Consider the following 25,808-nt stretch of genomic DNA (forward strand, 5'->3'; position numbering starts at 1 on the left):
AACCCCAGGAAGATTTTAAGCAAGTTAAAATCATAAGGAGGTTTCTACGATGAAATGGAGAACGCTCTTAAGCGCCGGTATATTAACGCTGGTTGTATCGCTGATTGTTGGCTTCACCATGTCTGATTCATTTCAATCAAGTACCCTGGAAGACGTTACTGCCTCTGAAACAGCCGAAGCGACTTACACCATCACATTAATTACCGGTGACCAGGTTGTGGTGCAGGAATTCGCAGACGGATTGCAGGAAGTGAATATTGAGCCTGCAGCACGGGATGGGTATGAGGCAAACTTTGAGAAAATGGAATTAAACGGAGAAGATTTATATGTCATCCCGGAAGATGTGCTTCACTATATCCCGGATAAATTGGATAAGGAACTTTTTAATATTACCCAGTTAATAGACCAGGAGTTTGATGATGCAAGTACGGACAACATTCCGGTTATCATTACCATGGAAGACCGGGCAGTGAATCAAAGTATGGGTTCGCTGAACTCAACGCTTGCTGATTCCAAAAGCCTGCCAAGCATTAATGGACTGGCAGCAGAGGTTTCCAAGGGAGATACGGATGTCCTGAACGAAGCTTTATTTACTGCAGGGAGCGGCAATACACTGCAAAGCACAAACCTTTTCACTAATATAGAGAAAATCCACTTAGACCAAAAAGTGGAGGTGGAACTAGAGGACAGTGTGCCGCAGGTTGGTGCACCGGAAGCCTGGGACGCAGGTTATGACGGTACCGGTTTGACAGTAGCTGTGCTTGATACAGGTATTGATGAGGACCACCCTGACCTGGAAGGAAAAGTCGTTGCTGCAGAGGACTTTACAACGGATGAAACAACGGACGACTTGCATGGGCATGGTTCCCACGTCGCTGCAACGATTGCCGGAAGCGGAGATGCTTCAGACGGGTTGCGGCAGGGTGTTGCACCGGAGGCTGACCTCATCAATGCGAAAGTGCTGAATGCTGCCGGCAGTGGCGCCATTTCGGATATTATTGAAGGAATGGAATGGGCGGCACAGGAAGGCGCATCGATTCTGAATATGAGTCTCGGTGGTGGCGTGACGGATGGAACAGATCCGATGAGTGAGGCTGTTGACACAATCAGCGAGGAGTATAATGTGCTGTTTGTCATTTCGGCCGGTAACTCGGGGCCTGGTGATGAATCGGTAACCACACCGGGAGCAGCGGATTATGCCTTGACAGTTGGTGCGTTTGATAAAGACGGGGAGCTGGCCAGCTTTTCCAGCCGTGGTCCAAGGATTGGCGACTATGCGATCACACCGCACATCACAGCCCCTGGTGTAGCCATTCAGGCAGCGCGGGCAGATGGGACTTCCATGGGAACGCCTATTGACGATTACTACACTGCGGCAAATGGAACTTCCATGGCAGCACCGCATGTTGCCGGGGTAGCGGCATTATACGCACAGAAACAACAGGAAAATGGAGACTTTGATGCTGAAATGATTAAATCAGCCCTTGTTTCCACCGCCGGGCCGAGCGAGGATTATACTACTTTTGAACAGGGCGGCGGGCTGGTTGATGCAGCACGTGCATTGTCACAGGATATATTTGCCGAAACCGCCACACTGGACATGGGCTATTTTGAATATCCGCATGATGACCTTGATCCTGTAACAGATACGCTTACCTACTTTAATGGTGCCGAAGAAGCGGTAACACTCGAGCTTTCTGTTGATGTCCAGGATGCGGATGCCTTCCCTGTTCCGGAATCCATGATTGAGCTGTCCGATGAGGAAATTACTGTGGAAGCCGGAGAGACAGCTGACATCGAAGTAACCGTTCATCCTGCCGAGGGAGAACTAGGATTATACGGCGGTTATATTACAGCAGCTTCTGAAGAAGAGGAAGTGCTGCTTCATACACCGATTGGATTTTATAAAGAACCAGAGTCCTATGATTTAACCATCGAAGGTATTACCAGAGATGGCAACACACCGCTCGGACCGAGCCGGGTAAGTGTCATGAATGCCTTGGATTCTACTATTTTCAATGATTACAATGTTACTTTCACAGAACAGGATGAAGGTGAAATCACTTTCCGGGTAGTGGCTGGGACGTATAACGTGAACAGTATGCTATATACGTACGAATCTGCCGAAGAACCGACTGTTACCACTGAAGTCGCCATGATCAACGAGCCTATGGTGGAAGTCTATGAAGATACGAAAATAACATTGGATGCCAGTAATGCGTATCCAGTTACTGTAGAAGTCGAGGATGAAGCAGACCTGAATGGCTTCAGTCTGGCTTATCACCGGGCTGCAGAAGAGCTTGGTTCCATTACCAGCAGTTACAATTTTATCGGCGGGGCAGACTTTGATATTTTTGCATATACGCCGACAGATCCAATTACGCTGGGTGAATTCGGGTTCTATACGCAATGGGAGTATCTCTCACCTGAAGCTTTTTATATGCTGGTTTTTGAGGATGCCATTGTTTCAGATACGCATTATACACCGGCAAATGAGGATCTTGCCCAGTTTGAAACTAACTATTTTGCGCAGCAGCCGGGAGATCAATACTCCAGGTTCCAGCATAAATGGAGACCGTATGAATTTGCTTCATTTGCAGCAGGCGTAAATATGGAGCTTCCGGTGGAGAGAATGGAATACTTTGTTGCGGATGATACCAGGTATCGCTCAACTATCGGTCAAAGCGACGAATGGCCCGGCGGCATCGAATTAGGACATGCAACTACAGAGTTTGATGTGGGACTGCATGAACGCAACTGGTATAAGCAGGCCATCCAGCCGGGAATTATACCTGGAAATTCGCCGGTATACCGGGAAGATGGTTCTTTGGAAGTTTTCCTTTACGAGTATACTGATGCTGACGGTCATTACTCTACTGGCGCACCGGACGCCAACCCTGTATTCCGTGTCTATGAGAATGAGAAGCTCGTGGAGGAAACAGACCGGCCGAGAGGGTCTTTCCCATTAGCTTCTGATAACTCGGATATTCGATTTGAATTGGAAATGGATGCGGATAAAGCATGGTCGCCTTATTCTTCCTACACGTTGACAAACTGGGAGTTTGCGGCGGAAGCACCAGAAGCGGAGGAACAGCAAGTCGCCCCTATGCTGTTTATTGATTATGACCTGGACCTGAACATCAATAATGCGGCAGAACGGGATAGCGAGCATGAAGTGAATTTTGCAGTAAATCACCAGACTGGTGCAGAAACAGCTGCCATTGAAGGGGCAGACGTGTCGGTTTCCTTCGACGATGGAGACAGTTGGCAGGATGTACAGGATTTAGAAGCTGCAGGCAACGGAGAATTCAGTGCAGCTATCAACAATGACAGCATCTCTGATGGCAGCGGTTTTGTTTCACTGCAAATTGAAGCCTGGGATGCAGATGGCAACAGCATTGAACAGGAAATTATCCGTGCCTACCGTGTTCCTGTCACAGCAGAAAGCATGATCACGCATATAGACCGATTTATTGAAGAAGGCGAATTAGAAAACCCGGCAAGAGCCCGTGTTTTGAAAAATCACCTGACAGCAATCGATCAGTATGAGCAGCAGGGTGAAGCCGACAAGATAATCCGCCATATGGGAAGCTTTTACCAGCTTCTGGATCTCCTCGTGGATCAGGAACAGATTTCCGAAACAGCGTATGAATTCCTGAAAGCTGATGCAGAAACTGTGGTGGAGTATTGGGAGTAGAGAATTAAAAGAGTGCGCTTTGCTATGCAAAGCGCACTTTTCATTTAAATTAATGATGATTTGCTGGCAACTATTTCATATGGCACATTTCTACCCTCAATCCGAATTGATAAATAGTCTCGCTTCAGCTTTTTCATATGTGACATTTCCAAAACTATCCTCAGCCTTAATCTGAATTACTGCACCTTCCCCTGTGGCATTTCTCGGCACGGTCCAATAACCGGTATAATGACCTTCTTCCGTTTCCCATAACGGTAACTCAATTGGATTCACCGATTGTGTACCAAAGTTGGTTATAGGCATTAAAACAGAGAATGTAGCGTCCAGGGACGGTTCACTGTCAAATTCTATTACCAAAGTATCCCCTGCGCCTACATATTGGTCTTCGGCAGGAACAAGATTTTCTATTTCCGGCGCCGTATATTTAGCTTGTACAACTATATTTTCCGTCATGTGGTTCCCTGCTGCATCTATTGCAGTTACTTCAATAATATTTTCCCCTCCATCCAGCATAACCCGATTGGAAAAGTGACCTTCATTTATATCTGCAGAATTCCCATTAATATTTACTGATTCAAGGTGTTCATCTGCAGCGTGCCCTTCAACTATTATTGTTTCCCGGTTCGTTTTCTCACCTTCCAGCGGATTTTCCACCGTTAACTCCGGTGCTTCCGTGTCCAAGGTAACAGTAACAGCTTCCGATGTAATGGATTGATTTTCATCAAGCACTGAAATAACTTCAAACTTATTTTCGCCCTCTGATAATGATGCCGATAAAGAAAAATACCCTTCTTCATCCATCTCTCCTGCACCAATTTCTTCACCATTATTCAGTAGCATAAAGTTGGTTTCAGGGGTTGCCTGTCCTTCAATTTCTATTTCTTTCCGGTTTGTTATATAACCATCTTCCGGTGTATGAATCACAGGATGATCCGCTTCATAGGCGATTCTTGTTCTTATCATAAAGTTGCCCTGGTCAAAAGGTGTCTGTTCCCATTCTCCCTCAACATATTGATAGCTCCGGCCTGAATAACCGCTGTTTTCATCAGTTGCAAGCCCCGGTGCATAAGGATTGTCAGCAGTCTGAATGTATACCATGTAAAAATCATCTTCAACCACAATATTATGTTCGCTCACATCAACCACGGTCCATTCATCCAGGTCTCTTACGGCTTCTGCATCGTAAGGGCCAAATATTCTTTCACCCGGCAAGCCGTTTTCACCAACCTCCCGGATTTCCATTGCAAATTCGGTTCCACCTGGGCTAGGAAAGTCTGCGTCATAAAACTGGAAAACGCCATCCGTAATTTTTGCGGCTTTTTCCGATTCCGGTAGTGACATTTTCACAGCCCAGCCGTTTCCTGCATCATAAAATGCCCGTGCGTTTTCAGCTGTTCCGTCATCGTAACCAATTTCCCCACCTGGAATGGTGTAGAACGGATTCAGTAGTATATTCAACTCTATGTCTCCATCCAGATCTATTTCCATGTCTTTCGTATGGAAATCTTTCGCCAAAATTCTCAGTGTATAATTACCTTCATAGGCAGTAAGTGAAAAGTCACCGTTTTCATTAGTCTCAACAGGTGCAATATTGGCATCTTCCACCAAAAGCACAGATGCTCCCTCAATTGGTTCTCCGGTAGTTTCATTGATTACGGTACCACTCAGCTGTGCCTCTGGTGTTTTCTGCAATGTGAAATCAGCTTTTATACTGTTGCCGGACTCCACCACTACTTCCTGTTGCTCCGCGTCATAACCGTAAGCATCTGCCTGCAGAGTATATGTACCGATTTCATGATTCATAAAATATTCACCTGTCTGTGGGTCACTTATTACTGACTTGCCGGTTTCCAATACGCTTATTTGTGCTTCCAGTGGCAAGAGATCTTCTTCACCGGTATTTTCATCCAATGAAGACGCAGCAGCTTCAAACAACTGTCTTCTCTGATCCTGATTATTCATCGAGGTATCCGTCAATGAGATATCATCAAGATACCAGCCATCACGTGCAAAGTATGAAAAAGAATCCACGTGGAAGCCAACATGAATACTTTGTCCACTGTAATCCGACAGATCTATTTCTACTCGTTCCCAGCCGGTGGAGTTACCCTCCATTGTTTCCAGTTGCACCCATTCTTCCTGATCCTGATCGGTGGAAACAATAACATGTCCGTAATCTTCTCCGTCACCTGGATAGATGGCCGTATCAAAACTGTGCCACTGATCAAATTGGAGATATGCTTCTCCTTCAGGCAAAGTAATGGGAGGCATAACCAGCTTAGCATCGATCATATAATCATAGTCGCCGTCAAGGTTTGTTGCATATACATTGTCACCGGAGGAGGCTGCTTCCGGTCCGGAAGTCGGTTCTCCCCATTCCCAGCTGTCACTTCTTCCAAAAGATTCCCAGCCGGTGGGTTCAGTTTCAAAATCTTCAAAGTAACCTATGGTGATCCCTGTCTGAATGTCAACAGTATATACTTCGCTATCCGTGACATTACCGCTGAAATCAGTGATTACCAACTGATAGACGAGCGAGTCTCCGTTAATTTCGTCTCCCGGAATTACAGCCTCATAATCACCGGAAAGATGGTCCCCTGCTGTTCGTTCAGCCTCCACTTCCTGCCATTCCTCATCATCAATCTGATAGCGCAAAATAACGGAAGTGACACTTACATTGTCACTGGCTTCCAACCTTACGATCATATCCATATTCGGTTGTACGGTGGTAAGCGGAGAGTGGACAAACTCCGGTGCTTCGTGATCATCTCCTTCTTCAGTAATCACGCCGGTAATGGTATCAAATCCGCTTACTACTGCTGTCACGGCCTCATGGGCATTAACAAGCCCATAGCCATAACCATTGTTGGGGGATTCAGGATATTCTTCATCAGTCTTTGGTATGGCAGTATCCGTCAAAATTGCTTCCATTTCGTCTACTGTAAGGGAAGCATTGACCTGTCTCATCATGGCTGCTACACCGGAAACCGCGGGACCCGCCATGGATGTTCCACTGCTCAATCCATATGCATCTCCTGGATAAGCTGAACGGATATCCACGCCAGGGGCAGAAATATCCGGTTTTATTTCATCATATGGTGATGGCCCCCTCAGCGAAAAGTCTGCCAAATTGTCATTAAAATCTGTTGCTCCAGTTGCAAAAGATTCCGGATAATTGGCAGGTGTCGCAATAGAGCCGGGACCACCTGGATTATACAAATCCGTATTTCCTGCAGAGAATTCCGGGAATATATTTGCATGTCTCCAGGCAATAACAACATCTCTGTACCATTCATCCAAGCCCGGACCGCCGCCCCATGAGTTATTTACAACATCCGGAGCCATATCTACACGTTTATTCCCTTCATAATCTGTAGGGGCAATAATCCACTGTGCCGCTGCCAATAGATCATCATCAAACCCGCCGGCATGGGAGAATGCTTTTACCGATATCCATTGCGCTCCGGGAGCTACTCCAATTTGATTGGTACCATCCGGTTCATTTCCGACCATGATTCCTGTCACATGGGTTCCATGTCCAACATCATCATATGGTACGTCGTCGTAGAAAACGGGGTCATACCAATTAAAATCGTGATTGACTTCCCCAGTTTCAGGATCGTAACCGCGATAATTTTCCTTTAATGCAGGATGATCCCACTGCACGCCGGAATCTATACTTGCCACTACTGTTCCAGTTCCGTCAATTCCCATATCCCAGACTTCCAGTGCATCAATTCGCTCCACATTCCATTCTACCTCATCTGTTGACTCTGTTTTGCTACTATTTTCTATGGATGCATTAGAAATCAGCTGCCGTTTTTCATTCGGTAATATTTTCTCTACTTCTGAGAATGAGGCTACTTTTTCTGCCACATTTTTTGTAGCCGTCACCGCCATTCCATTTACAATATAATAAGGTTGAATGCTTTCTGCTCGTCCTTCCTCTTCTTCAGTTTTAAGGAAATGGCGCACTTCCTTTTGCGAAAGATCAGCCACCGTCTTTAATTCAGACACAACAGCCGAGCGTTGCATCAATTCCCTCTCATAAGCTGTGGCGTTCTCCTTTTCCGCTTTTTCATTCGCCTGCGCTGCAGCCTGTTTTGTGTCAGCCTTTTCTTCAAATTTTATCAGAAATGTTACTTTTTCATCTTCTTCAAATTGCTCCAGTAATCTATTGCTTATTTTTTCTATATCGTTGGTCTTACTGTTTTTCACGGATTTCTGTATCTTATCGGTTGGTTCAGCTGTAACCATAGCTGGAGCAATAAGAGAAAATACTAATAATATAATGGATAACAGATAGATAAACTTCCGTCTATTCTTTTTCCTAAACAAATGATGACCTCCTCTTTTCATTCATTTTTCCTGTTCAACTTCCATTTTCGATCATGAAGAAAACTCCAATCACCCACCTTCTGTACTTCTCTCACGTCCTGACACATTCTTTGTTGTCCTACTTTAACTATAATTGGTGAGAGTTGAAATCTATGTCGTTTCCCGTCGGTTTTATTGACAATTTCAAAAATGATTCTTCCGTACCAGCTCAGCTTCAATGCTGCAAATACTCTAATACTACACGTTTTACTGTCGTAACTTACTTTGATATGAAAGATTGGCCCTTACTTCGACATAGAAAGTGAATCGCACATACTTGTCTTAACCTATTCAATAAAATTTCCCAGTAAAATTCTTCAAAGAGGTAGTACTTACATCACAGGAAATTATTCACCGGTTCTTATTCAAGCATATGACTTATTTCCTGTATTTTAAAAATAGGAAGGAAATCAATCGATTCTTGTCGAATGTGATTTGGGAAGAAAAATTAAACATCCGGGAGGAATGACATGATGAAAAAGTTAATAATCTTTCTTTTTACCGCTATATTGGTTATAGGAGGTAGTGCGTCTGTCGTCTTGGCAAAAGGCAATGGACCTAATTATGGAGGGAATGAAACAGTAAATACTTCCATCCTCCATACCTATGAAGAAATGATCGACTATCTGGAGAAGCAGGAAAGTAAGCAGCATGATATGGAATTGGAAGTGATTGGTCAGACAGTGAAAGAACGTGATATATTCTTGGTCAAGTATATGACAAATCCGGATAACCCAACAATTCTCTATCTCGCCCAGCAGCATGGTGATGAAGCTTTGGTAACAGAAGGGATGTTGGACTTTATCAAACATCTGGGAACCGGAAAAACAAAGGGACTGACAGATGATGTAAATTTATTATTTATTCCTATGTTTAATGCAGATGGCGCAATGGGTGATGTGGATTATCCACTGGAAGATTATGCTGATACTGGAGATCGAAATTTAACACGTTATAATGCCAATGAAGTAGATCTAAACAGGGATCACGCAGATAAAACACAACCGGAAACACAAGCCTTACATCAAAATGTATTGGAAGTATACGATATTGACTATATGATAGATTTACATCACCAGGGTGCACAATGGGTAATTGACGGTGATTACGTATCCGGTGCTATTTTTCCGCCGCACGAAGACTATACTGATCCCGAAGTATTAAAAAAATCGAAGCAGCTCGGCGCAGTTATTTATGATAGAATTCAGCCAAAAGGATGGGGACTACTTGCGAATTATGCAGGTCCCGGTTCAGCATACAGTGAAGAAATCGGTGTATACGGAATAGCAAGTAATTATGATATTTCCACCTTTCTGTTTGAAATGCGCGGGACGCAGGATAATGCATTTGATTTTGAAGTATTGGGACAAAAAAGCAATGGCTACTTGATCAAACAATCTTATGAAGCAATGGATGCATCTGCTCGTGCTGTTGCAGATGGTTCCATTGAAGATAAAGACATCTCCTTTTGGGATACGCTGCCTGTACAGGAAGATATTCGGGAGCAATAGATTCTTTATAAAGAACTGGCACAGCAGGCCTTAATTTAAACCTATGTGCCAGTTCTTTTTATTTTTGGAGAAGCTTTTTCCTCATACCCGACCGTCCCTTATATCGCATATTAACAGGAATATTTAAAGAGGGACAGCAGAACGGAGAGTTCCGGTCCGACCTTTCCCCGGAAACAATGTTGATAACTTGTCTGCGGATAATGAGAGGAATTCTTTATGATTGGAGTCTGCATAACGCCAGCTTTTCATTGGAAAAAGAACAGGAATTATTATTCCGGATGATGATCAGAGAGTTTATGACAAAGCCCAGTTCCACTTTCACATCTTAAAATTTGCAAACGTAAAGCTGCCGTGACTCCCTGTCCCGGCAGCTTTCCTAAACCAAGTCCATTAAACCCAGCGTGTCGTAACCACTTTCTTTCGCGTATAAAATTCCACCCCATCTTTTCCATTCGCATGCAAGTCACCATAGAAGGAATTCTTCCAACCGGAAAATGGGAAGAAAGCCATTGGTGCCGGAACGCCAATATTAATACCGAGCATGCCGGCATCGATATTTTCCCGGAACTGCCGCACACTTCCCCCATCACGGGTGAATAAGCAGGAGCCATTGGCAAATGGAGACTGATTTGTCACATCGATGGCTTCATCCAAGTCCTTAACCCTGACAATGGAAAGTACAGGAGCAAAGATCTCATCCTGCCAGATTTTCATATCCGTGGTGACATCATCAAAAATGGTCGCTCCGACATAGTAGCCTTTGTCTTGGGCTTTAACATCTTCCCGTCCGTCACGGATCAGTTTCGCTCCTTCTTCCACCCCTTTCTCAATATATCCCAGCGTTCTTTCCTTATGCTGCTCACGGATGACAGGGCCAAGGAACACCCCATCGTCCAGTCCGTTGCCAATTTTTATGTTATCCGCTTTCTCTTTCAGCTGGCTGATAAATTCATCTGCCACCGCATCTTCCACGGCAACAACAGAGGCCGCCATACAGCGCTCACCGGCCGAGCCAAATGCTGCGTTTAAAATTTGGGTGGAAGCATTATCCAAATTGGCATCTTTCAATACGATGGAATGGTTTTTCGCACCGGCAAGGGCCTGCACCCGCTTCAGATTGTCCGTTCCTCTTTTATAAACATACTCTGCCACCGGCTGGGAGCCAACAAAGGAAATGGCAGCCACGACTTTATGGTCCAGCAGGCGATTTACGACATCATGCGCGCCGTGCACGATATTAAACACACCTGCCGGGAGTCCGGCTTCCGAAAGCAGTTCCGCTAAACGGTTTGCCAATAGCGGCGTGCGCTCCGACGGCTTCATGACAAATGTATTGCCCGTCGCAATGGCCATTGGGAACATCCAGCAAGGGACCATCATCGGAAAATTAAATGGCGTTATGCCGCCTATAACTCCGATCGGGTAGCGATATACCCCGGATTCCAGCCCGGCTGCAATGGAAGAAAGCTGTTCTCCCATCATTAAATTCGGAGCGCCTGCAGCGAATTCCACGTTTTCAATTCCCCGCTGTACTTCTCCTTTTGCTTCCTGCAGATTCTTTCCGTTTTCAATCGTAATTAATTCCGCCAGTTCATCCCAGTGGTCGACCAACAGCTGCTGATACTTAAAAAGGATGCGTGCCCGTTTTGGTACAGGGACTTCCTTCCACTCCTGAAATGCTTCGCGTGCCACCTGGACTGCATGATCCACATCCTCCTGTGAGGAAATCGGAACCTCAGCGATCACTTCACCGGTTGCTGGATTATAAACGGGTTCTGTTTTGCCGCTGGTGGATTTCTCCCACTTTCCGCCGATATAGTTTTCCAGTAATTTTTTTGTTGCTTGTGATTGTGTCATGATTACCCTCCTGAAAATAAAATCATTATTTCTATGCCTGATTTTCCTTAAATACTTTTTCGAGCACGGATAATATAAAATCCAGGTCGTCATCTGTGCTGGAGAGTGGTGGACATAATGTAATTATATTGTTATATCCTGCCACGGTATCTCCGTTTTTCCCGACAATCAAGCCGTTTGCTTTACATTCCGCCATGATCTTTCCAACCCGCTCATCACTCGCTGGCTCTTTCGTCGTCTTATCCTCTACAAGTTCGATTCCTATGAGAAAACCCTGGCTCCGTATATCTCCCACAAAAGGGTGGTCCTCCAGCTTTTTTACCCCTTCTCTTAGTCTATCACCCAATACAGCAGCTCTGTTTGTCAGGTTTTCCCGTTCCATAATTTCAATGTTCTTCAGTGCCACGGCACAAGCTGCCGGATTTCCCCCAAAAGTGTTCACATGGCGGAAATGGCTGTTGTCTTCATTTCCTTGAAATGTTTCATATATATCCTTGCGCACCGCTGTTACCGATAAAGGCAGATAAGCACTCGTCAGTCCTTTTGCCATTGTAATGATGTCAGGCTTAATGTCGTAATGCATATGCCCAAACATTCTTCCGGTTCTGCCGAAACCGCAAATTACTTCATCCATGATAAATAAAACACCATGCCGCCTGCAAATCTCGTAAACTTTTTCTACATAGACCGGGTCCGGGATTAATACGCCTCCTCCGGTAATCAATGGTTCCATAATGATACCTGCGATCGTTTCCTTCTGCTCCCAGACAATCTTCTCCTCGATATCCTGTGCGCGCAGTATATTGTATTCCTCCACCGACATGCCGGCCGGTCTTCTGTAGTTATCCGGCGGAGCCACATGCAAAAAACCGGAAGTGAGCGGTTCATATTTATATTTGCGGAGTGCCTGCCCGGTGGCCGCCAATGCGCCCAGTGATCCGCCATGGTACGCCCGGTATCTGGAAATGAATTTATACCGGGATGACTCCCCATTCTGCTGATGGTACTGCCGTGCGACTTTAAAAGCTACTTCATTGGCATCCGAACCGCTGTTGGAGTAAAACATCATATAGTCATCATCGAGCAATTCGTTTAATTTTTCAGCGAGCTCGATTGCCGGCAAATGGCTTTGTGTCATGGAAATATAGGACATTTCCTTCATCTGGTCATAGGCGGCTTTGGCCAGTTCTTCCCGCCCATAGCCCACATTAACGCACCACAAGCCTGACATGCCATCGAGATATTTATTGCCGCTGTGGTCGGTAATCCAGGAACCCTTTGCTTCTTTGGCAATCAAAGGGTGTTTCTTGTCATCGTAATTGGTCATGTGGTGCCAAATGTTCTTTTGATCTTTTTCTAATAACAATTGGGCATCCTCTTTCACATTTTTCATTTAACGGCTCCTTTCCTATAAGTAATATTTTTTTACAAAGTGCCTAATCTTTTTTTGGGGAAAATGGACGGGGATCAACTCCTTCCCTCTATACATAGTTGCACACACTTACAACATATTAATGATATTATACGAATCATTCGTAAATTTTATATGTTACAATATGTAAAATAGTTGCAGTTTTCATTTTACAAATAAGGGGGCAGTTGCTGATGGCCGGATATCATTTAACGATGAAGGATATTTTGAAGAGGGAAACCTTTCGCAGTGCCAGGGTATTGGCGGGGGAAAAAGGGTTGGATAGACCTATCAAGTGGACACATATTCTGGAAACAAAGGACTTCGAATCGTTGCTGAATGGCGGCGAACTCATTCTCACGACCGGTATTAATTTGGAGCTGAATGCATCCCTGGACACGTATGCAAGATTAATAGATAAACATGCAGCGGGGATCTGTATAGAGGCCGGTCCATACTTTAAAAAACTGCCGGTGGAAATCAAACAGTTTGCCGACAAACACCAATTCCCTGTCATTGTGTTTGAAGAGATGGTCAAATTTGTGGATATCACCCAGGATGTACATACTCATATGATTAACCAGCACCACCATATTCTAAGCCAGCTGAATGAATTAACAAAGCAACTGTCAGAGCTTTCCCTCTCCCCCAATGGGATTTTAAAAATTCTTGCCGGTTTATATGAGCATTTTCAGTGTGATGCCTTTTTTATCAGTCATGAAGTTAAGTCTTTTTATTATCCACCGGAAGCGAAGAATGTTCAGCAAACGCTAGCTTCTTATGTGAAAGAATTGGGGTAGTGTAAAAAGTTCTATGAAAAACAAGTGAAAATAAAATACTTGTCACTTCGCTGATCTGAAACGTCTAAAAACAGTCTAAGAAATAAGAAATTAGCTTTTAAGACTTGTACTATAAATAAAAAAAGACATACCAAATAAACCGATGAAACTGCGGTTAATTATCCTTCCTTGTTTGCTGCTTCGCATGGTCTCAGATGAATGAGAGGTAGTCAAGGAAAGCACTTGACAACCTCACATCCATCTAAGGTAATGTCGCCAAGGCAAACAAAGGAAAAACTCTGGTCAGGAAAATTCAATCTAGGATGCCTGCTTGTCAACCACGAAATCCTGAGCCATGTCAATTAATTTCACCCATCTTTCGGGCATATTAGGCATTCTTTTAAGCTCTGGGATGATCACAGGAGATTTATACTCTAGTGTGGCATGTGGGCGCAAGAAATTGAAATACGCCACAAAAAGTGTCACATAAGAGACGGAGCCTGCCTGAGAACCAAACCCGGTTGTTGCTCGATAATTGCCTTTGAACGTACGATTTAACCGTTCAATAATTTGTTTTAAGGGACGATATTCCTTTGAAACTGGATCATCATTGGTTAACCCAATTACTTTATGAACATCAAAGTGAATGCCATGTTGAGCGAAATAGTGCTGTGCCAGAATGTAAATGGGATTGCCATCTACGACAAACATTAGATCCTCAGGTATTTTCTTGAACTTTTGAAGCACCTGATCCAAAGCTTTGATGGCTGACAATGTATCACGATTTGGTGAGACAGGGTACGATAGAATAATTTTTTTTACCGCATCAAAGAAAAAGAACAAGTAGTGCCATCGGCCCTTTACACGAATATATGTCTCATCACCACAAAAGCTATTAGACAGTTCGTAAGGATAGTGATCGACAAACGGTTTTGTGATGAGAGCAACACTATTCATGTAATTCAATATTGTCTGGTGTGAAACTTTAACCTGGTGCACATCGAACATCAATGCAGCTGTTTTACGAGCTGAAAGCCCGTAGTTCACATGATAGGTTAAGATTAACCCAAGTGTATGTGACGAAACGTAAATGCGTGAAAGATCAACCTTGGGTTTCACGGGAGTATCCTTGGATAACGGTTTAAAGTCAAAGTGAAATTCCCGAAAGATGTACCGGACTTTAAATGCCTGCGGATCTTGTTTAAAACGTTTCTTTTCTTCTTTCGACATTTGCTGGATTTTCTTTTTGTAGTACAAACAGTTATCGTTTTTACACTTAAAAACGTAGAAGTCTTTACGTTCCTTGATCTTTTCTAAGGTTTTTAAACAATGTGGGCATTTAAGGACAGCTTCTTTCAGATACCGGTTTTGTTTACTAAACAGACATGCACACACTTTACATTGATACTGACCTTTTTCACCATTGTTGGCATATAAATAGGCTTCAGGTGCTGAACATTTAGGGCAAGTCATCATCGTTGGTATGTTAACCACACTATTTTTATGACGTTTGACTGGTTTTAGTTCCTTTCCATGGGTAGCTTGATAATCTTTCAGAAGTTCCTGATAATCCAGTTTTTCCAGGGTTTCAATCACTGGCATATCATCAACTTCTAATTTTCGATAAGGCTTATTAACAGGTTCATCAAATAGGTCTCTGGCAACAGACTTACCAAGAATTATTCCTAAGAGACCAAAAATAATTTTCTCTTGAAACTTGATATAAGCAAGCAAATAAGTTATAAATTGAGGTAACAACTTGTCACTTCCTTTTTAGGCGTTTTTGGGTGTGTGGTTACCTCATTAATAGCCTATTTTTAAGGGGGTGGCAAGTTTTTTCGTTAAAAAACGCTTTAGAACAACAAAAACACAGGTTTTTACTAAGAAACTTTTGACAATACGAGAATTGGAGCAGGAGAGATTTTATGAAAAACTCATTCACGTGGAGAATAAAACGTACGCTCTGATGCCCGTCCGCGTATTAGGCCAAGTATGGGGATACCTTTGTCTTCATATAAGCGGAGATTCCCCCGATGAATTTGTGTTCCATGTGTTGGACAGGGCCTCCTTGGCCATCGCCCAGATTCTGTTAAGAAACAGAACGATGGAAGAACGGAAATTTAATATAGAAGATGAGCTGGTGCAAAATCTAATGCTGGGAAAACCTTATCATACAGATGAACTGAAATTTATATTGCCGCCAAATTACACCGAGACACGTTATTATGTTTTCGTGAGCCAATCGGAAATTCCTGCAGGGACTACCGAAGAGGAATGGGAGGAAATAAAATTACAGAGATCCATGTCGACCCGCGCTTTATGTAAGCGTTCCGGCCTTTACCCTGCTGTTTCCGTGAAAAAATCGGAAATCACCGTGATCTGTTTCTTTCACATAGATCAACCGGAAATGCAGGTGAAACAAAAAATGCAAAAGTTAAACGGGGACTTTTCCAGAATGATGAACCAGGAATTGGGCATCAGCAGAATTCATAAGGATATCTCCCAGGCTGCCAGAGCCTACCAGGAGGCAAAGGAAGTGCTTCGTTTTAACCGGGTCAATGAAAGCAAAGAGATATTTTATGAAAAAATAGGCATTCACCGGCTGCTTTTTCATGTAAAAGATGAGCATTTACTGAACGCCTATATTGACGACTACATTGGTCCCCTCCTTCGGTATGACCGGGAAATGAAATCCCAGCTCCTTACTACGCTGGAGTTGTATTTAAAATTTAACGAATCAAAAAAAGAAACGGCAGAGCGGCTGTATATTGTCAGACAAACACTGTACCACCGTCTGGAGAAAATAGAAGACCTGCTCGGTGAAGATTATTTGGAACCAACAAACCGTCTGGCGATTGAAGCAGCCATTAAAGCCTATCATTTAACAAAAAAAGCGCCATGATAACCATCCTTACCTCAGGGAATCACAGTTATGGAGCCAAGGTATTCGCTCTTCCTTTGGCTCCATGTCTGAACTAGGACAATGGATGATACCGCCCGCTCACCGCATCCACGATAAAATGATGCCCTTGCTGTTCGTTTTTATTGATTACCACCCAGTATGGCCGGTAGAAAAACTCCTTCTTTTCCATTTTTACATTCGAAAAGGAAACCATTCTCATTTTCAGAGACAGAGACCGATAGACAAAGGATTCAGAAATCGAAAGACACGCTTGAATGGAATGAGACTGCTTCAGCATTTCTTTTTCCTCAATTATTTTTGATTTCAACTCGGGATCGGCATCCGTTAATGCCCCCTTGCCTCCAAGTGCGTCCACCGTACACCCTACTTTCTCATCCATCGGCAGAAAAACTCTTTTTGCTTTTACATTATAGATGAAATAGTAATAAGGATAATAAACGATTTTCTCAGCCATATAATCGGATGCTGCATCCAGTTGCCTGAAGCTCGATTCGATCTCTTTCCTGTTAAAACGAATGGGTTGCGTTAAAACGTTGACTCCCATATTATTACCCCTCAAAATTATATTTCAGGTTCCTTTGTTGTTTCATTTCCTTTCCATGCAGGGAAGTTTCTTGTTGTACTTCTGCTTTGGGCTCCAGATGTTCCGAGATAAATCTTGCTTCCACTGCAAGGTCATCATAAATTCCCTTATCCAAATGCTTCGGTATCCTTTGATGGGATTTGGCATGGTCAAAGGCTTCCATAATCGGACCGGACGGCGGGGTGCCGAATCTATTGCCAATCAGCATGGCCAGGACGGAAAGCAGCAATCCTGCCAGGAAGGGATGCAAGCCGGTAGGGCCCTGCAAGGCAAAGACTTCCCAGGCGATATTTGTCATGGACCCCGCCACCATGGCACTCAGGACACCAACCTTGTTCGCTGTTTTGGAGTAGACGGAAGCAACAAACGGTACTAAGAAGGTATTACCCAGTACTCCAAATGCAAAGACAACAAGGGCAAATACAGTCGGAGGCTCATATACAGCAACGATAATACCGATGATTCCCCCAAGCAGAATGCAAAGCCTGGATACAAGCAATTGCTGTTTATGGGTGGCTTTTTTATTGATAAAACGGGAATACACATCCCGTGAAAGCGTCGTGCCGGCCTGCATAAGCAAAGCATCACAGGTGGACATAATTGCCGCCATGATTGCTGACAGCAGAATAGCCGCCAATATACCAGGAAATACAGCGTAAATCATTTCCGGAATAACCATTTCCGGGTCGGTGATCGTCGGCATAATCACAATGGCAGACAAGCCCAGCAAATAAGGTGTAAAGGTAAATAACTGATTAAAACCTGCTGACCAAAGGACGGCATTTTTTGTCGTGGATGTATCCCGCATGGACATATGCCTGACCGAAACATGCGGCAGTCCCATATAGCCGATCGCATAGATAAGTACAGCACCAATGATTACGCCCCATTGACCGTAATAAAGTAAATCCTTGCCCCAAATACTGAGATAAGTTGGATCAATCGCCGCAAGCTGCTCATTTAATCCGGATATGCCCCCTACCTGCGGCAAAACCATCACGGCAATGGCCAGCACGCCGACCAGCATGATCAGCCCTTGTATGAAACCACTAACCGCAACGGCCAGATACCCCCCCGGCCACTGTATAAAGAACGATGACACCTACCCCGACGACCAGCGCCAGTTCATACGAAAATCCTGACATAGCCTCCAACGCTTTTCCTGCGGCAATAAACTGAGCAAAGGCATAGGCGAATAGAAATATGATGGCAATGGCGGCACCGTATACACGGATACCCACACTTTCAAATCTCTTTTCCAAATACTCAATTGGCGAAAGTGCAGCCAGCATCTGGGACATTTTCCGCATTCTTTTTCCCAGCACAGACAGATTGACGATGGACCCGCCGGCATCCCCAATGGCATACCATAAAGCGGTCCAGCCTTCCTGAAATGCCTGTGCCGGACCACCCATAAACATAAACCCGCTCATGGAAGAGCTCTGCATGCTGATGGCCGTAACCGGCGCACCAAGTTTACGGTTGCCCAGCAAATAATGATCCGCAGAAACAGACGCTTTTCTTGTAAAATATAAACCTATCCCCAACATGGATAAAAGATAGATGAAAAATACCATAATATCTATATTCATTCTTGATCACATCCTTTCCGCTATATTTATTCTTTTTCCATTTCTTCATCCCGGCGCATCTTAAAATAGATAACTAAGGCCAGGGTAATCCATATAATCGGCCATGGCAGCATGAATAACGCTGTTTCCCAAGGTAAATTAAACATCCGTCAACCCCCTTTCATCATTCTTTGTCAGCCATTGCAGGAAGAATACTTTCTGATCAATAAATTGTCAGGATGGGTTTCATCGAGAGTTATTTGTAAGGAAAATATAGATTATTCGGCTCATTTTTATTCGTAATTACTCCCTATTATATTTTTGGGCTTGGAAAATATATTAGACAGTCTGTTAACTATTTCTATATTTCATATGACATTATGTGAAATGGTATGTTTTCACTTTGAAAAAGACTTTCGGGTTTTATCCATTTCAGTATGAAATTGGTATATGGAGGGTCATTTGAGCTTCATGGTAAATAATAAATCGACCCTGCACGTCCTCCTTAAAAATAATTTTAAAGTTTTTCCCTAATCTTGATACCGGTCAATTTAATAAAACCATTAATTGCTTATGATAGAACCATAAAGAAAAACATACATCGATGTGGAAAACCAAATATTAAATTTAAAAAGGAGAATTATTACCTCCCGAATTAGCTTTTAAAAAATAATTTTAAAGTTTTTCCCGAATCTTGACACTGGTCAATTTAATAAAACGAAATATCGCTTATGATAGAACCATAAAGAAAAACACACATCGATGTTGAAAACCAAATTTCAAAAATAAAAAAGGAGAGAAAAGCTATGTTTATACGATGGATCAATAAGTATATAAAGCAGATAACGTTCTTATCCGGTGCTTTATTAATCCTGGCGCTCATTGCCAATTACACAGGTTTTTATGAAGTTCGTCAGTTCATCCTAGTTCTGGCTACAATCATTGCGGGGGTACCAATTTTCATTAAGGCATACCAATCCGCACGAATGAAAGCATTCAGTATTGAATTACTCGTCACGATCGCTGTGGTCGGTGCGCTATATATTGGAGAATATGTCGAGTCTTCCGTAGTTACGTTCCTATTCTTATTTGGTAACTACCTGGAAGCCCGTACTCTTCAAAAAACCCGTTCTTCCTTAAAAGAACTGGTGGATATGGCGCCACAGGAAGCAACAGTGGTTCGTGAGAATGGCGAAACAGAAACGATTCCGGTAGAAGATGTAGCGGAAGGCGACCGCATTATCATCCGTTCCGGCGGGAAGATTCCGGTGGACGGTAGTGTTGTCTCCGGTCAGGCTTCCATCAACGAAGCTGCTGTTACCGGGGAATCGGTACCGGTTGGAAAGGAAATAAAAGATAAACTATTCAGTGGAACCATTGTAGATAACGGCTACATTGAAATGGTAGCGGAAAAAGTCGGCGATGATACAACATTTGCCAAAATTATTGAACTCGTGGAAGAAGCACAGGAATCCAAATCAAAAACACAAAAGTTCCTGGATCGCTTTGCCAACTATTACACACCAGCAGTTGTTGTCCTATCCGCACTTGTTTACTTTATTACAGGAAACTTGCACTTAGCCATTACCTTCCTGGTTGTCGCTTGCCCTGGTGCCCTTGTCATCGGTGCTCCTGTATCCAACGTTGCCGGTATCGGTAATGGAGCAAAACAAGGCGTGCTTGTAAAAGGCGGAGAGGTTATGGATAACTTCTCTAAAGTAGACACATTGATCTTTGATAAAACTGGAACACTGACAAAAGGTAAGCCGGAAGTTACAGATATTAAAACGTTTAACGATTATGATGAAACAGATTTACTGCAGTTGGTTGCTGAAGCAGAAACGATCTCCGAGCACCATCTGGGTCAAACCATCGTGAAAGAAGCAACATCACGCAACCTAAAGTTAAACCGCGAACCGGAAGACAGTGAAGTCATCAAAGGAAACGGGATTAAAGCCATCCTTGGCGGCCAAAAGCTCGCTATTGGCAACGGTAAATTAATGGAAGCGGAGGGCATCTCTGTTCCGAAAGATATAGCTGCTTATCAGGTAAATCGTGAAAAAGCAGGCAACACAGCTATTTACGCAGCAGTAGACGGAAAAATTGCCGGTATCTTCTCCATCGCAGACCAAATCCGTGATGATGCAGCAAGTTCCCTGGCAGAGATGAGAAATAACGGCATCAAGAAGATTGTTATGCTGACAGGGGACAACAGACATACTGCCAATCTTGTCGCAGAGCAGCTTGGTATTGATGAAGTCCATGCAGAGCTTCTGCCGGAAGATAAAGTAACACATGTAAAACGCTTGAAAGAAACCGGTCATGTAGTTGCGATGGCTGGGGATGGAATTAACGACGCACCGGCAATTGCAACAGCAGATATCGGACTGGCGATGGGTGAAGGCGGAACAGACGTCTCCATGGAAACAGCAGATGTCGTTCTCATGGCAGACAAATTGTCTCAGTTCTCTCACGCTTACTCTCTATCCAAAGCAACAATCCGTAACATGAAGCAAAACACATTCATTGCAGTAGCTGTCGTATTCATCCTGCTTGCAGGGGTACTTGGAGGAGCAGTTAACCTTGCCATAGGAATGCTCATCCACGAAGCAAGTGTCCTGGTAGTTATCCTGAACGCCATGAGACTCATCCGCTTCAAACGTAAGAATGGAGAAGTACAGCAAAAAGAATTGGAAGTAAAACCTGCGTAAGTAAACCATGGGGGGTCCTCTTGGTAGGATCCCGCATCTATAATAACGATTAAAAAAAATGAAGAAATTCGTAAATCTTGACCCAGGTCAAGGAATACAAGTAAATATTCTTTTATAATGAAAGTAGAAAATAAACAAAGGAGAGATTTAAAATGAAAACTATAAAAATACAATTGGAACCATTAACTTGCCCGTCATGTATTAAAAAAATCGAAACAAAGCTTGGTAAAATGAAGGGCGTGGACGAAGCAAAGGTCATGTTTAACTCCAGCAAAGTAAAAGCCACTTTCGATGAAGGTAAAGTGAGCAAGGATGAAATTGAAGAAACGATTGAAAAGCTTGGCTATCCGATTGTAGCTTAAAAGCAAAGGCTGTTATACACCATAAAAGGAGACTGGAAAACTTGAATCCATCAGGTTTTCCAGCCTCTTTTTTTATTGTAGTGGATAAATTAACGAACTATTACTCCGGAATAGAAATAACAATCTTCCCCTGCGCATTCCCTTGATCCATTTTATCCGCAGCTTTCTCCACTTCTTCCAATGGATAAACACTATCAATTAACGGTCTCAGCTCATGCTCACCATAGAAATCAAGCATACGCTTAAACTCATCAGGATTCCCCATCGTGGTTCCATGGATTTCCATTTGCTTGAAAAAGATCTTCGGCATCACCACATTATTAACAGGTCCCCGTGTAGCACCAAAAGAAACAATTTTACTTGCAGGTTTGGCAAGGTCAATTAAATCATTAAACGTGCTTCCTCCAATACTGTCAATGCTCACATCCGCACCGCCCGACAACGCTTTTAATTCCTTTACCCAGTTATCGGATGTATAGTTTACACCCCCGGCAGCGCCTCTTTCTACAGCATTGTCTATTTTTTCATCACTGCTCGACGTCACATATACGTTTGCTCCTCTGGCTCGGGCAATCTGCAGTGCAAAATTGGCCACACCGCCCCCGATGCCCGGAATAATGACTGTGTCTCCTTCTTTCACCTGTCCCTTTGTTACAACAGCACGAAAAGCCGTCAAACCTCCCAATGGAAGTGCTGCAGCCTCTTCATAAGAAAGATGTGCCGGTTTCAGGAATACATTTTCCGCAGGCACTTTTACATATTGTGCAAACGTGCCGTCCCTCGGCACCCCTAATATCGATTGATCTTTTGATGGGTAGTCCGGATGATCTCCCCAGAAAAGCTGTGGGTTGATCACTACTTCATCGCCTTTTTCAAAACCTTGGACTCCTTCACCGGCTTCTTCGATAACTCCTGCCCCGTCAGCCCCTGGAATGGAAGGGACCTGAATGCCCGGATACAAACCGTACCGGATAAATACATCCCTTCTGTTTAAAGCTGCATTGCGGAGGCGGATCAGCACTTCCCCTTCCCCAGGTTCCGGCGTCTCCACCTCTTCAAAATATAAAGGCGCTTTTTTGTTTTCCCCATATTCTATTTTGTCTTTTAGTACAATCGCTTTCATTTTTAAACCTCCCCAATCAAAAAATCAGCATATACTTATTCAAAATTACCCTGTATAAAAATAATATACCAGGACAAACATACCTAAAATAAACCCGACTGTTGCGTAGGCAAGCCCTTGATCCGTTTTTCTTGCCTCATATATGCCGGAAATTGATATCACCAATGCACCAGCTGCAATAAGCGGAGTAATCGGCGTTTGTATAACAAATGTAGAAATGGCACCGAGAATTAATCCTGTGATCGCCCAATAGTTTGTTTTTGCCTGTTTCTCTGCCATGGTTTCACACCTTTATTCATATTTTGCTGACGAGATAGTATCTGCATTATAACATGAAGCCGGAAATGGCTAAAGAAAGTAAATGTTTCTGCACATCCCGGCTTCATGTAAAATCCCCCATAATATATATGAGGGATTGTTATTTATTCATGCATTAAATCAATCACGATCCTTGACGAGAAATCCGGTGTTTCATACTCCACATTTTCCTGTTCCAGGTTCAGGATGGCAACAAACAGATCATCTTCCTCTGTATAATCCACCGATGAAATTACCGGACTGTTGGCAATGTCAATGGTTCCGCCTTCTTTGTCCAAATCACCATCGATTTCTCCATATGGAATTTCCAATCGCAGAGCGCCTTCTTCTTCCGCAATATCATAGTTATTGATTGTTTTGTTTAAATCCATGACCACTCTCGTATATCCCGGGTGGACACCATAGCGTATATTTTCCACATAGGTGGAAGATACTTCTACTTCCCTGCTTGCCTCATAATCTCCATAGGCAGCTGTAACTACACCTGTTCCTTCATTTTCGGCATAGAACACGCCATCTTCCACATAGCCAATATCATTGGACACTGACCATTCGATGGAAGAAGGATCAATATCCAGCGCTTCTCCGTGTTGATCATACCCTTTCACTGTCAAATCAACTTCCTGTCCGATGGAAGCTGTCAGATCCAATGGGAGAATACCCAACACACCATCCGGTTTATACGGCTGGGCACCGCTATCATATGGGGGATACATTAAATATTGGTTGCGCACCTCATCTATCCACGTATCCAAATCATCCTCCCAGGAGGCCATAATTTCATCCACCGGCACACCATCCATAATCATGTCCGGAACTTCCGGATCACCAATCAGATTTGCATAGCTTGGTGTCATTTCGAACTCTTCCGGATTTTCATCCCGCATGGCATCGACCAGATTCAACCCCAGTTTCACAAGGTCTATATCAGCAGGATTGTCAATATGAACCTGTACTCCGCCTACCAATTCGCCTTCATATTTATTAAACATAGGGGTAAAGTAAGCTGATCTGAACTTCACACCGGAAATATCCCGGCTGTTCATTTCTGCTGCCAGCGATTCTCCCTGAATCCAAGGTGCACCGAGCAATTCAAATGGTTTAGTTGTGCCCAGCCCGGTGGACAATGAAGTATCATCCACCAATTCCGTTCCTGCATACAAATAGGCTGTTTCTTTCGTTGGAATGTTTGGTGAAGTCAGCACCCATGGAAGTTCGGTATCCTCAAAATGCATATCCCGTTTCCATCCATCCATTTCCGCTACTTTCAAATTAACCCCCATGCTGTATTCATGATTCCACATGACAGCCAGTTCACCGACTGTCATTCCATGTCTCACGGGCAGCAAAAACCTTCCCATAAAGCTTACAGTTTCTGCCGAGCGCACAGGTCCTTCCACCCTTGTTCCGCCAATGGGGTTCGGCCTGTCCAAGACAATCACTTCTTTATCATGTGCAGCCGCTGCTTCCATTACAAATCCCAGTGTATAAATATAGGTGTAAACGTTTGATCCGATATCCTGAATATCAAATAACAGCACATCCACATCTTCAAGCATCTCTTCCGTCGGCACCCAGGTAGGTCCGTATAAGCTGTAAACCGGTAAGCCTGTTTCTTCATCCACGTAGGATTCAACATATTCACCAGCTTCACGGTCCCCTCTAATCCCGTGTTCCGGACCATATAAGGCCGTAAGATCCACTTCAGGATGCTCATAGAGCAAATCAATACTGCTTTCCAATTCTGTTGATACACCTGTCATGTTCGTTACCAGACCAACCTGTTTGTCCTGAATCCAATCCAAGTGATTATTCATGAACGTTTCGATCCCCGGGGTCACCCTTTGATTACCATTGTTGCGCTGATTTCCATTATCATCATTTGCATTTGAACTCGTCTGTGAATAGGTAACAGCAAGAACAAAAAACACCATCACAATTGCAACAGTCATCACCGTTTTCCATAATTTCACGAAAACACCCCTTCATTTTTTCGATTTGCTTTCCCGTTTTATCTGCAGCACTCCCCCGGCAAAAACAAACCTCCTTGTTAAAAAATCACTCTTGATGAGATGATTGTATACCTGAATCATGCCTGTTCGGTAAATGTCCCCCCTTCTTCTTTCTTTTATATTAAAATTTTTCTTCGCAACGGTTTATTAAGTTATAGCAAACATATTTTATTCTGTATTTTCTGATAATATTTAAAGTGATTCTGCTCTTTCCGCTATCAATCAAAAAAAGATCACACTTTTATCCCCTGTTTAAGGGACAACCCTGTGACCTTCCCTGATGCCCGGCTTTTAATAATGATGCATGAAGTATACCATTGTTTCATAGAGAAAAAAAGAAGTTTCAGCAAATTCAGTTATAAAGTAATAGAGACAGGAGAGCTACCTCCTGCCTCTATAGGTTGATAGTCCGATCAACTGGGAAAATAATATTATGTCTTTAGGCTTTCCTTGCAGAAATCCTTCTTGTTTGCACAATTACTGCTTAATTTAAATAAGTAAACTTTTTTTACAAAAAATACTGGTATTATTGACATTTCATTTTATTCACATTTATACTATACATAACCTTTC

General features: G+C 43.4%; 16 protein-coding genes. 6 read left to right on the top strand and 10 right to left on the bottom strand.

Features of this window, described 5'->3' with window-relative positions; genetic code table 11:
* Positions 1 to 49 precede the first annotated feature (49 nt).
* Positions 50 to 3,697: a S8 family peptidase gene (locus ACZ42C_RS13450; RefSeq protein ID WP_461182725.1), complete on the top strand. Its 3,648-nt coding sequence runs from the start codon at positions 50 to 52 to the stop codon at positions 3,695 to 3,697.
* Positions 3,698 to 3,793: 96 nt separating this feature from the next.
* On the opposite strand, the gene ACZ42C_RS13455 is transcribed toward ACZ42C_RS13450, so the two are convergent.
* Entirely contained in the window at positions 3,794 to 8,035 is a 4,242-nt protein-coding gene (locus tag ACZ42C_RS13455) for a S8 family serine peptidase (protein WP_461182724.1), read from the bottom strand.
* Positions 8,036 to 8,544: 509 nt separating this feature from the next.
* On the opposite strand from ACZ42C_RS13455, the gene ACZ42C_RS13460 reads away from it, so the two are divergent.
* The gene (locus ACZ42C_RS13460) at positions 8,545 to 9,585 is read left to right on the top strand and encodes a M14 family zinc carboxypeptidase (RefSeq protein WP_461182723.1); all 1,041 of its coding nucleotides are present in this window, start codon (positions 8,545 to 8,547) and stop codon (positions 9,583 to 9,585) included.
* 390 nt (positions 9,586 to 9,975) lie between these two features.
* Here the strand turns inward: ACZ42C_RS13460 and ACZ42C_RS13465 are convergent, their stop codons facing one another.
* Both ACZ42C_RS13465 and ACZ42C_RS13470 read right to left on the bottom strand, forming a co-directional pair.
* Entirely contained in the window at positions 9,976 to 11,442 is a 1,467-nt protein-coding gene (locus ACZ42C_RS13465) for a CoA-acylating methylmalonate-semialdehyde dehydrogenase (protein WP_461182722.1), read from the bottom strand.
* Between the two features lie 31 nt (positions 11,443 to 11,473).
* On the bottom strand, positions 11,474 to 12,835 hold the full coding sequence (locus ACZ42C_RS13470) for an aspartate aminotransferase family protein (RefSeq protein ID WP_461182721.1): 1,362 nt from the start codon (positions 12,833 to 12,835) through the stop codon (positions 11,474 to 11,476).
* Between the two features lie 212 nt (positions 12,836 to 13,047).
* Here ACZ42C_RS13470 and ACZ42C_RS13475 point away from each other — a divergent pair, with 212 nt between their 5' ends.
* Positions 13,048 to 13,653 carry a PucR family transcriptional regulator ligand-binding domain-containing protein gene (locus ACZ42C_RS13475; RefSeq protein ID WP_461182720.1) on the top strand — a complete coding sequence of 202 codons (606 nt, stop codon included), beginning with the start codon at positions 13,048 to 13,050 and terminating at the stop codon, positions 13,651 to 13,653.
* 297 nt (positions 13,654 to 13,950) lie between these two features.
* Here ACZ42C_RS13475 and ACZ42C_RS13480 read toward each other — a convergent pair whose 3' ends face one another.
* The gene (locus ACZ42C_RS13480) at positions 13,951 to 15,390 is read right to left on the bottom strand and encodes an IS6 family transposase (protein WP_461183814.1); all 1,440 of its coding nucleotides are present in this window, start codon (positions 15,388 to 15,390) and stop codon (positions 13,951 to 13,953) included.
* Positions 15,391 to 15,523: 133 nt separating this feature from the next.
* Here ACZ42C_RS13480 and ACZ42C_RS13485 point away from each other — a divergent pair, with 133 nt between their 5' ends.
* Positions 15,524 to 16,534: a PucR family transcriptional regulator gene (locus tag ACZ42C_RS13485; protein WP_464891273.1), complete on the top strand. Its 1,011-nt coding sequence runs from the start codon at positions 15,524 to 15,526 to the stop codon at positions 16,532 to 16,534.
* A gap of 73 nt (positions 16,535 to 16,607) precedes the next feature.
* On the opposite strand, the gene ACZ42C_RS13490 is transcribed toward ACZ42C_RS13485, so the two are convergent.
* Genes ACZ42C_RS13490 through ACZ42C_RS13500 form a run of 3 tightly spaced genes read right to left on the bottom strand, consistent with a single transcriptional unit; the run spans position 16,608 to position 18,730 of the window.
* Positions 16,608 to 17,099 carry a hypothetical protein gene (locus tag ACZ42C_RS13490; protein ID WP_461183545.1) on the bottom strand — a complete coding sequence of 164 codons (492 nt, stop codon included), beginning with the start codon at positions 17,097 to 17,099 and terminating at the stop codon, positions 16,608 to 16,610.
* 4 nt (positions 17,100 to 17,103) lie between these two features.
* Complete coding sequence (locus ACZ42C_RS13495) at positions 17,104 to 18,165, bottom strand: sodium:solute symporter family transporter (RefSeq protein ID WP_464891274.1); 1,062 nt, start codon at positions 18,163 to 18,165, stop codon at positions 17,104 to 17,106.
* A 22-nt stretch (positions 18,166 to 18,187) separates the two neighbouring features.
* Positions 18,188 to 18,730 (bottom strand): sodium:solute symporter family transporter, encoded by a 543-nt coding sequence (locus ACZ42C_RS13500; protein ID WP_461183547.1) that lies wholly within the window; start codon positions 18,728 to 18,730, stop codon positions 18,188 to 18,190.
* 785 nt (positions 18,731 to 19,515) lie between these two features.
* On the opposite strand from ACZ42C_RS13500, the gene ACZ42C_RS13505 reads away from it, so the two are divergent.
* Complete coding sequence (locus tag ACZ42C_RS13505) at positions 19,516 to 21,420, top strand: heavy metal translocating P-type ATPase (protein WP_461183548.1); 1,905 nt, start codon at positions 19,516 to 19,518, stop codon at positions 21,418 to 21,420.
* Between the two features lie 152 nt (positions 21,421 to 21,572).
* Positions 21,573 to 21,782: a heavy-metal-associated domain-containing protein gene (locus tag ACZ42C_RS13510; RefSeq protein WP_461183549.1), complete on the top strand. Its 210-nt coding sequence runs from the start codon at positions 21,573 to 21,575 to the stop codon at positions 21,780 to 21,782.
* Positions 21,783 to 21,882: 100 nt separating this feature from the next.
* Here the strand turns inward: ACZ42C_RS13510 and ACZ42C_RS13515 are convergent, their stop codons facing one another.
* The 3 genes from ACZ42C_RS13515 to ACZ42C_RS13525 form a co-directional block, all read right to left on the bottom strand.
* On the bottom strand, positions 21,883 to 22,905 hold the full coding sequence (locus ACZ42C_RS13515) for a zinc-binding dehydrogenase (protein WP_461183550.1): 1,023 nt from the start codon (positions 22,903 to 22,905) through the stop codon (positions 21,883 to 21,885).
* A 45-nt stretch (positions 22,906 to 22,950) separates the two neighbouring features.
* Positions 22,951 to 23,184: a hypothetical protein gene (locus tag ACZ42C_RS13520; RefSeq protein ID WP_461183551.1), complete on the bottom strand. Its 234-nt coding sequence runs from the start codon at positions 23,182 to 23,184 to the stop codon at positions 22,951 to 22,953.
* Positions 23,185 to 23,327: 143 nt separating this feature from the next.
* Positions 23,328 to 25,196, bottom strand: coding sequence for an exo-beta-N-acetylmuramidase NamZ family protein (locus tag ACZ42C_RS13525; protein WP_461183552.1), 1,869 nt, complete (start codon positions 25,194 to 25,196; stop codon positions 23,328 to 23,330).
* Between the last annotated feature and the right edge of the window lie 612 nt (positions 25,197 to 25,808).

This window comes from Virgibacillus kimchii (genome assembly GCF_055379185.1).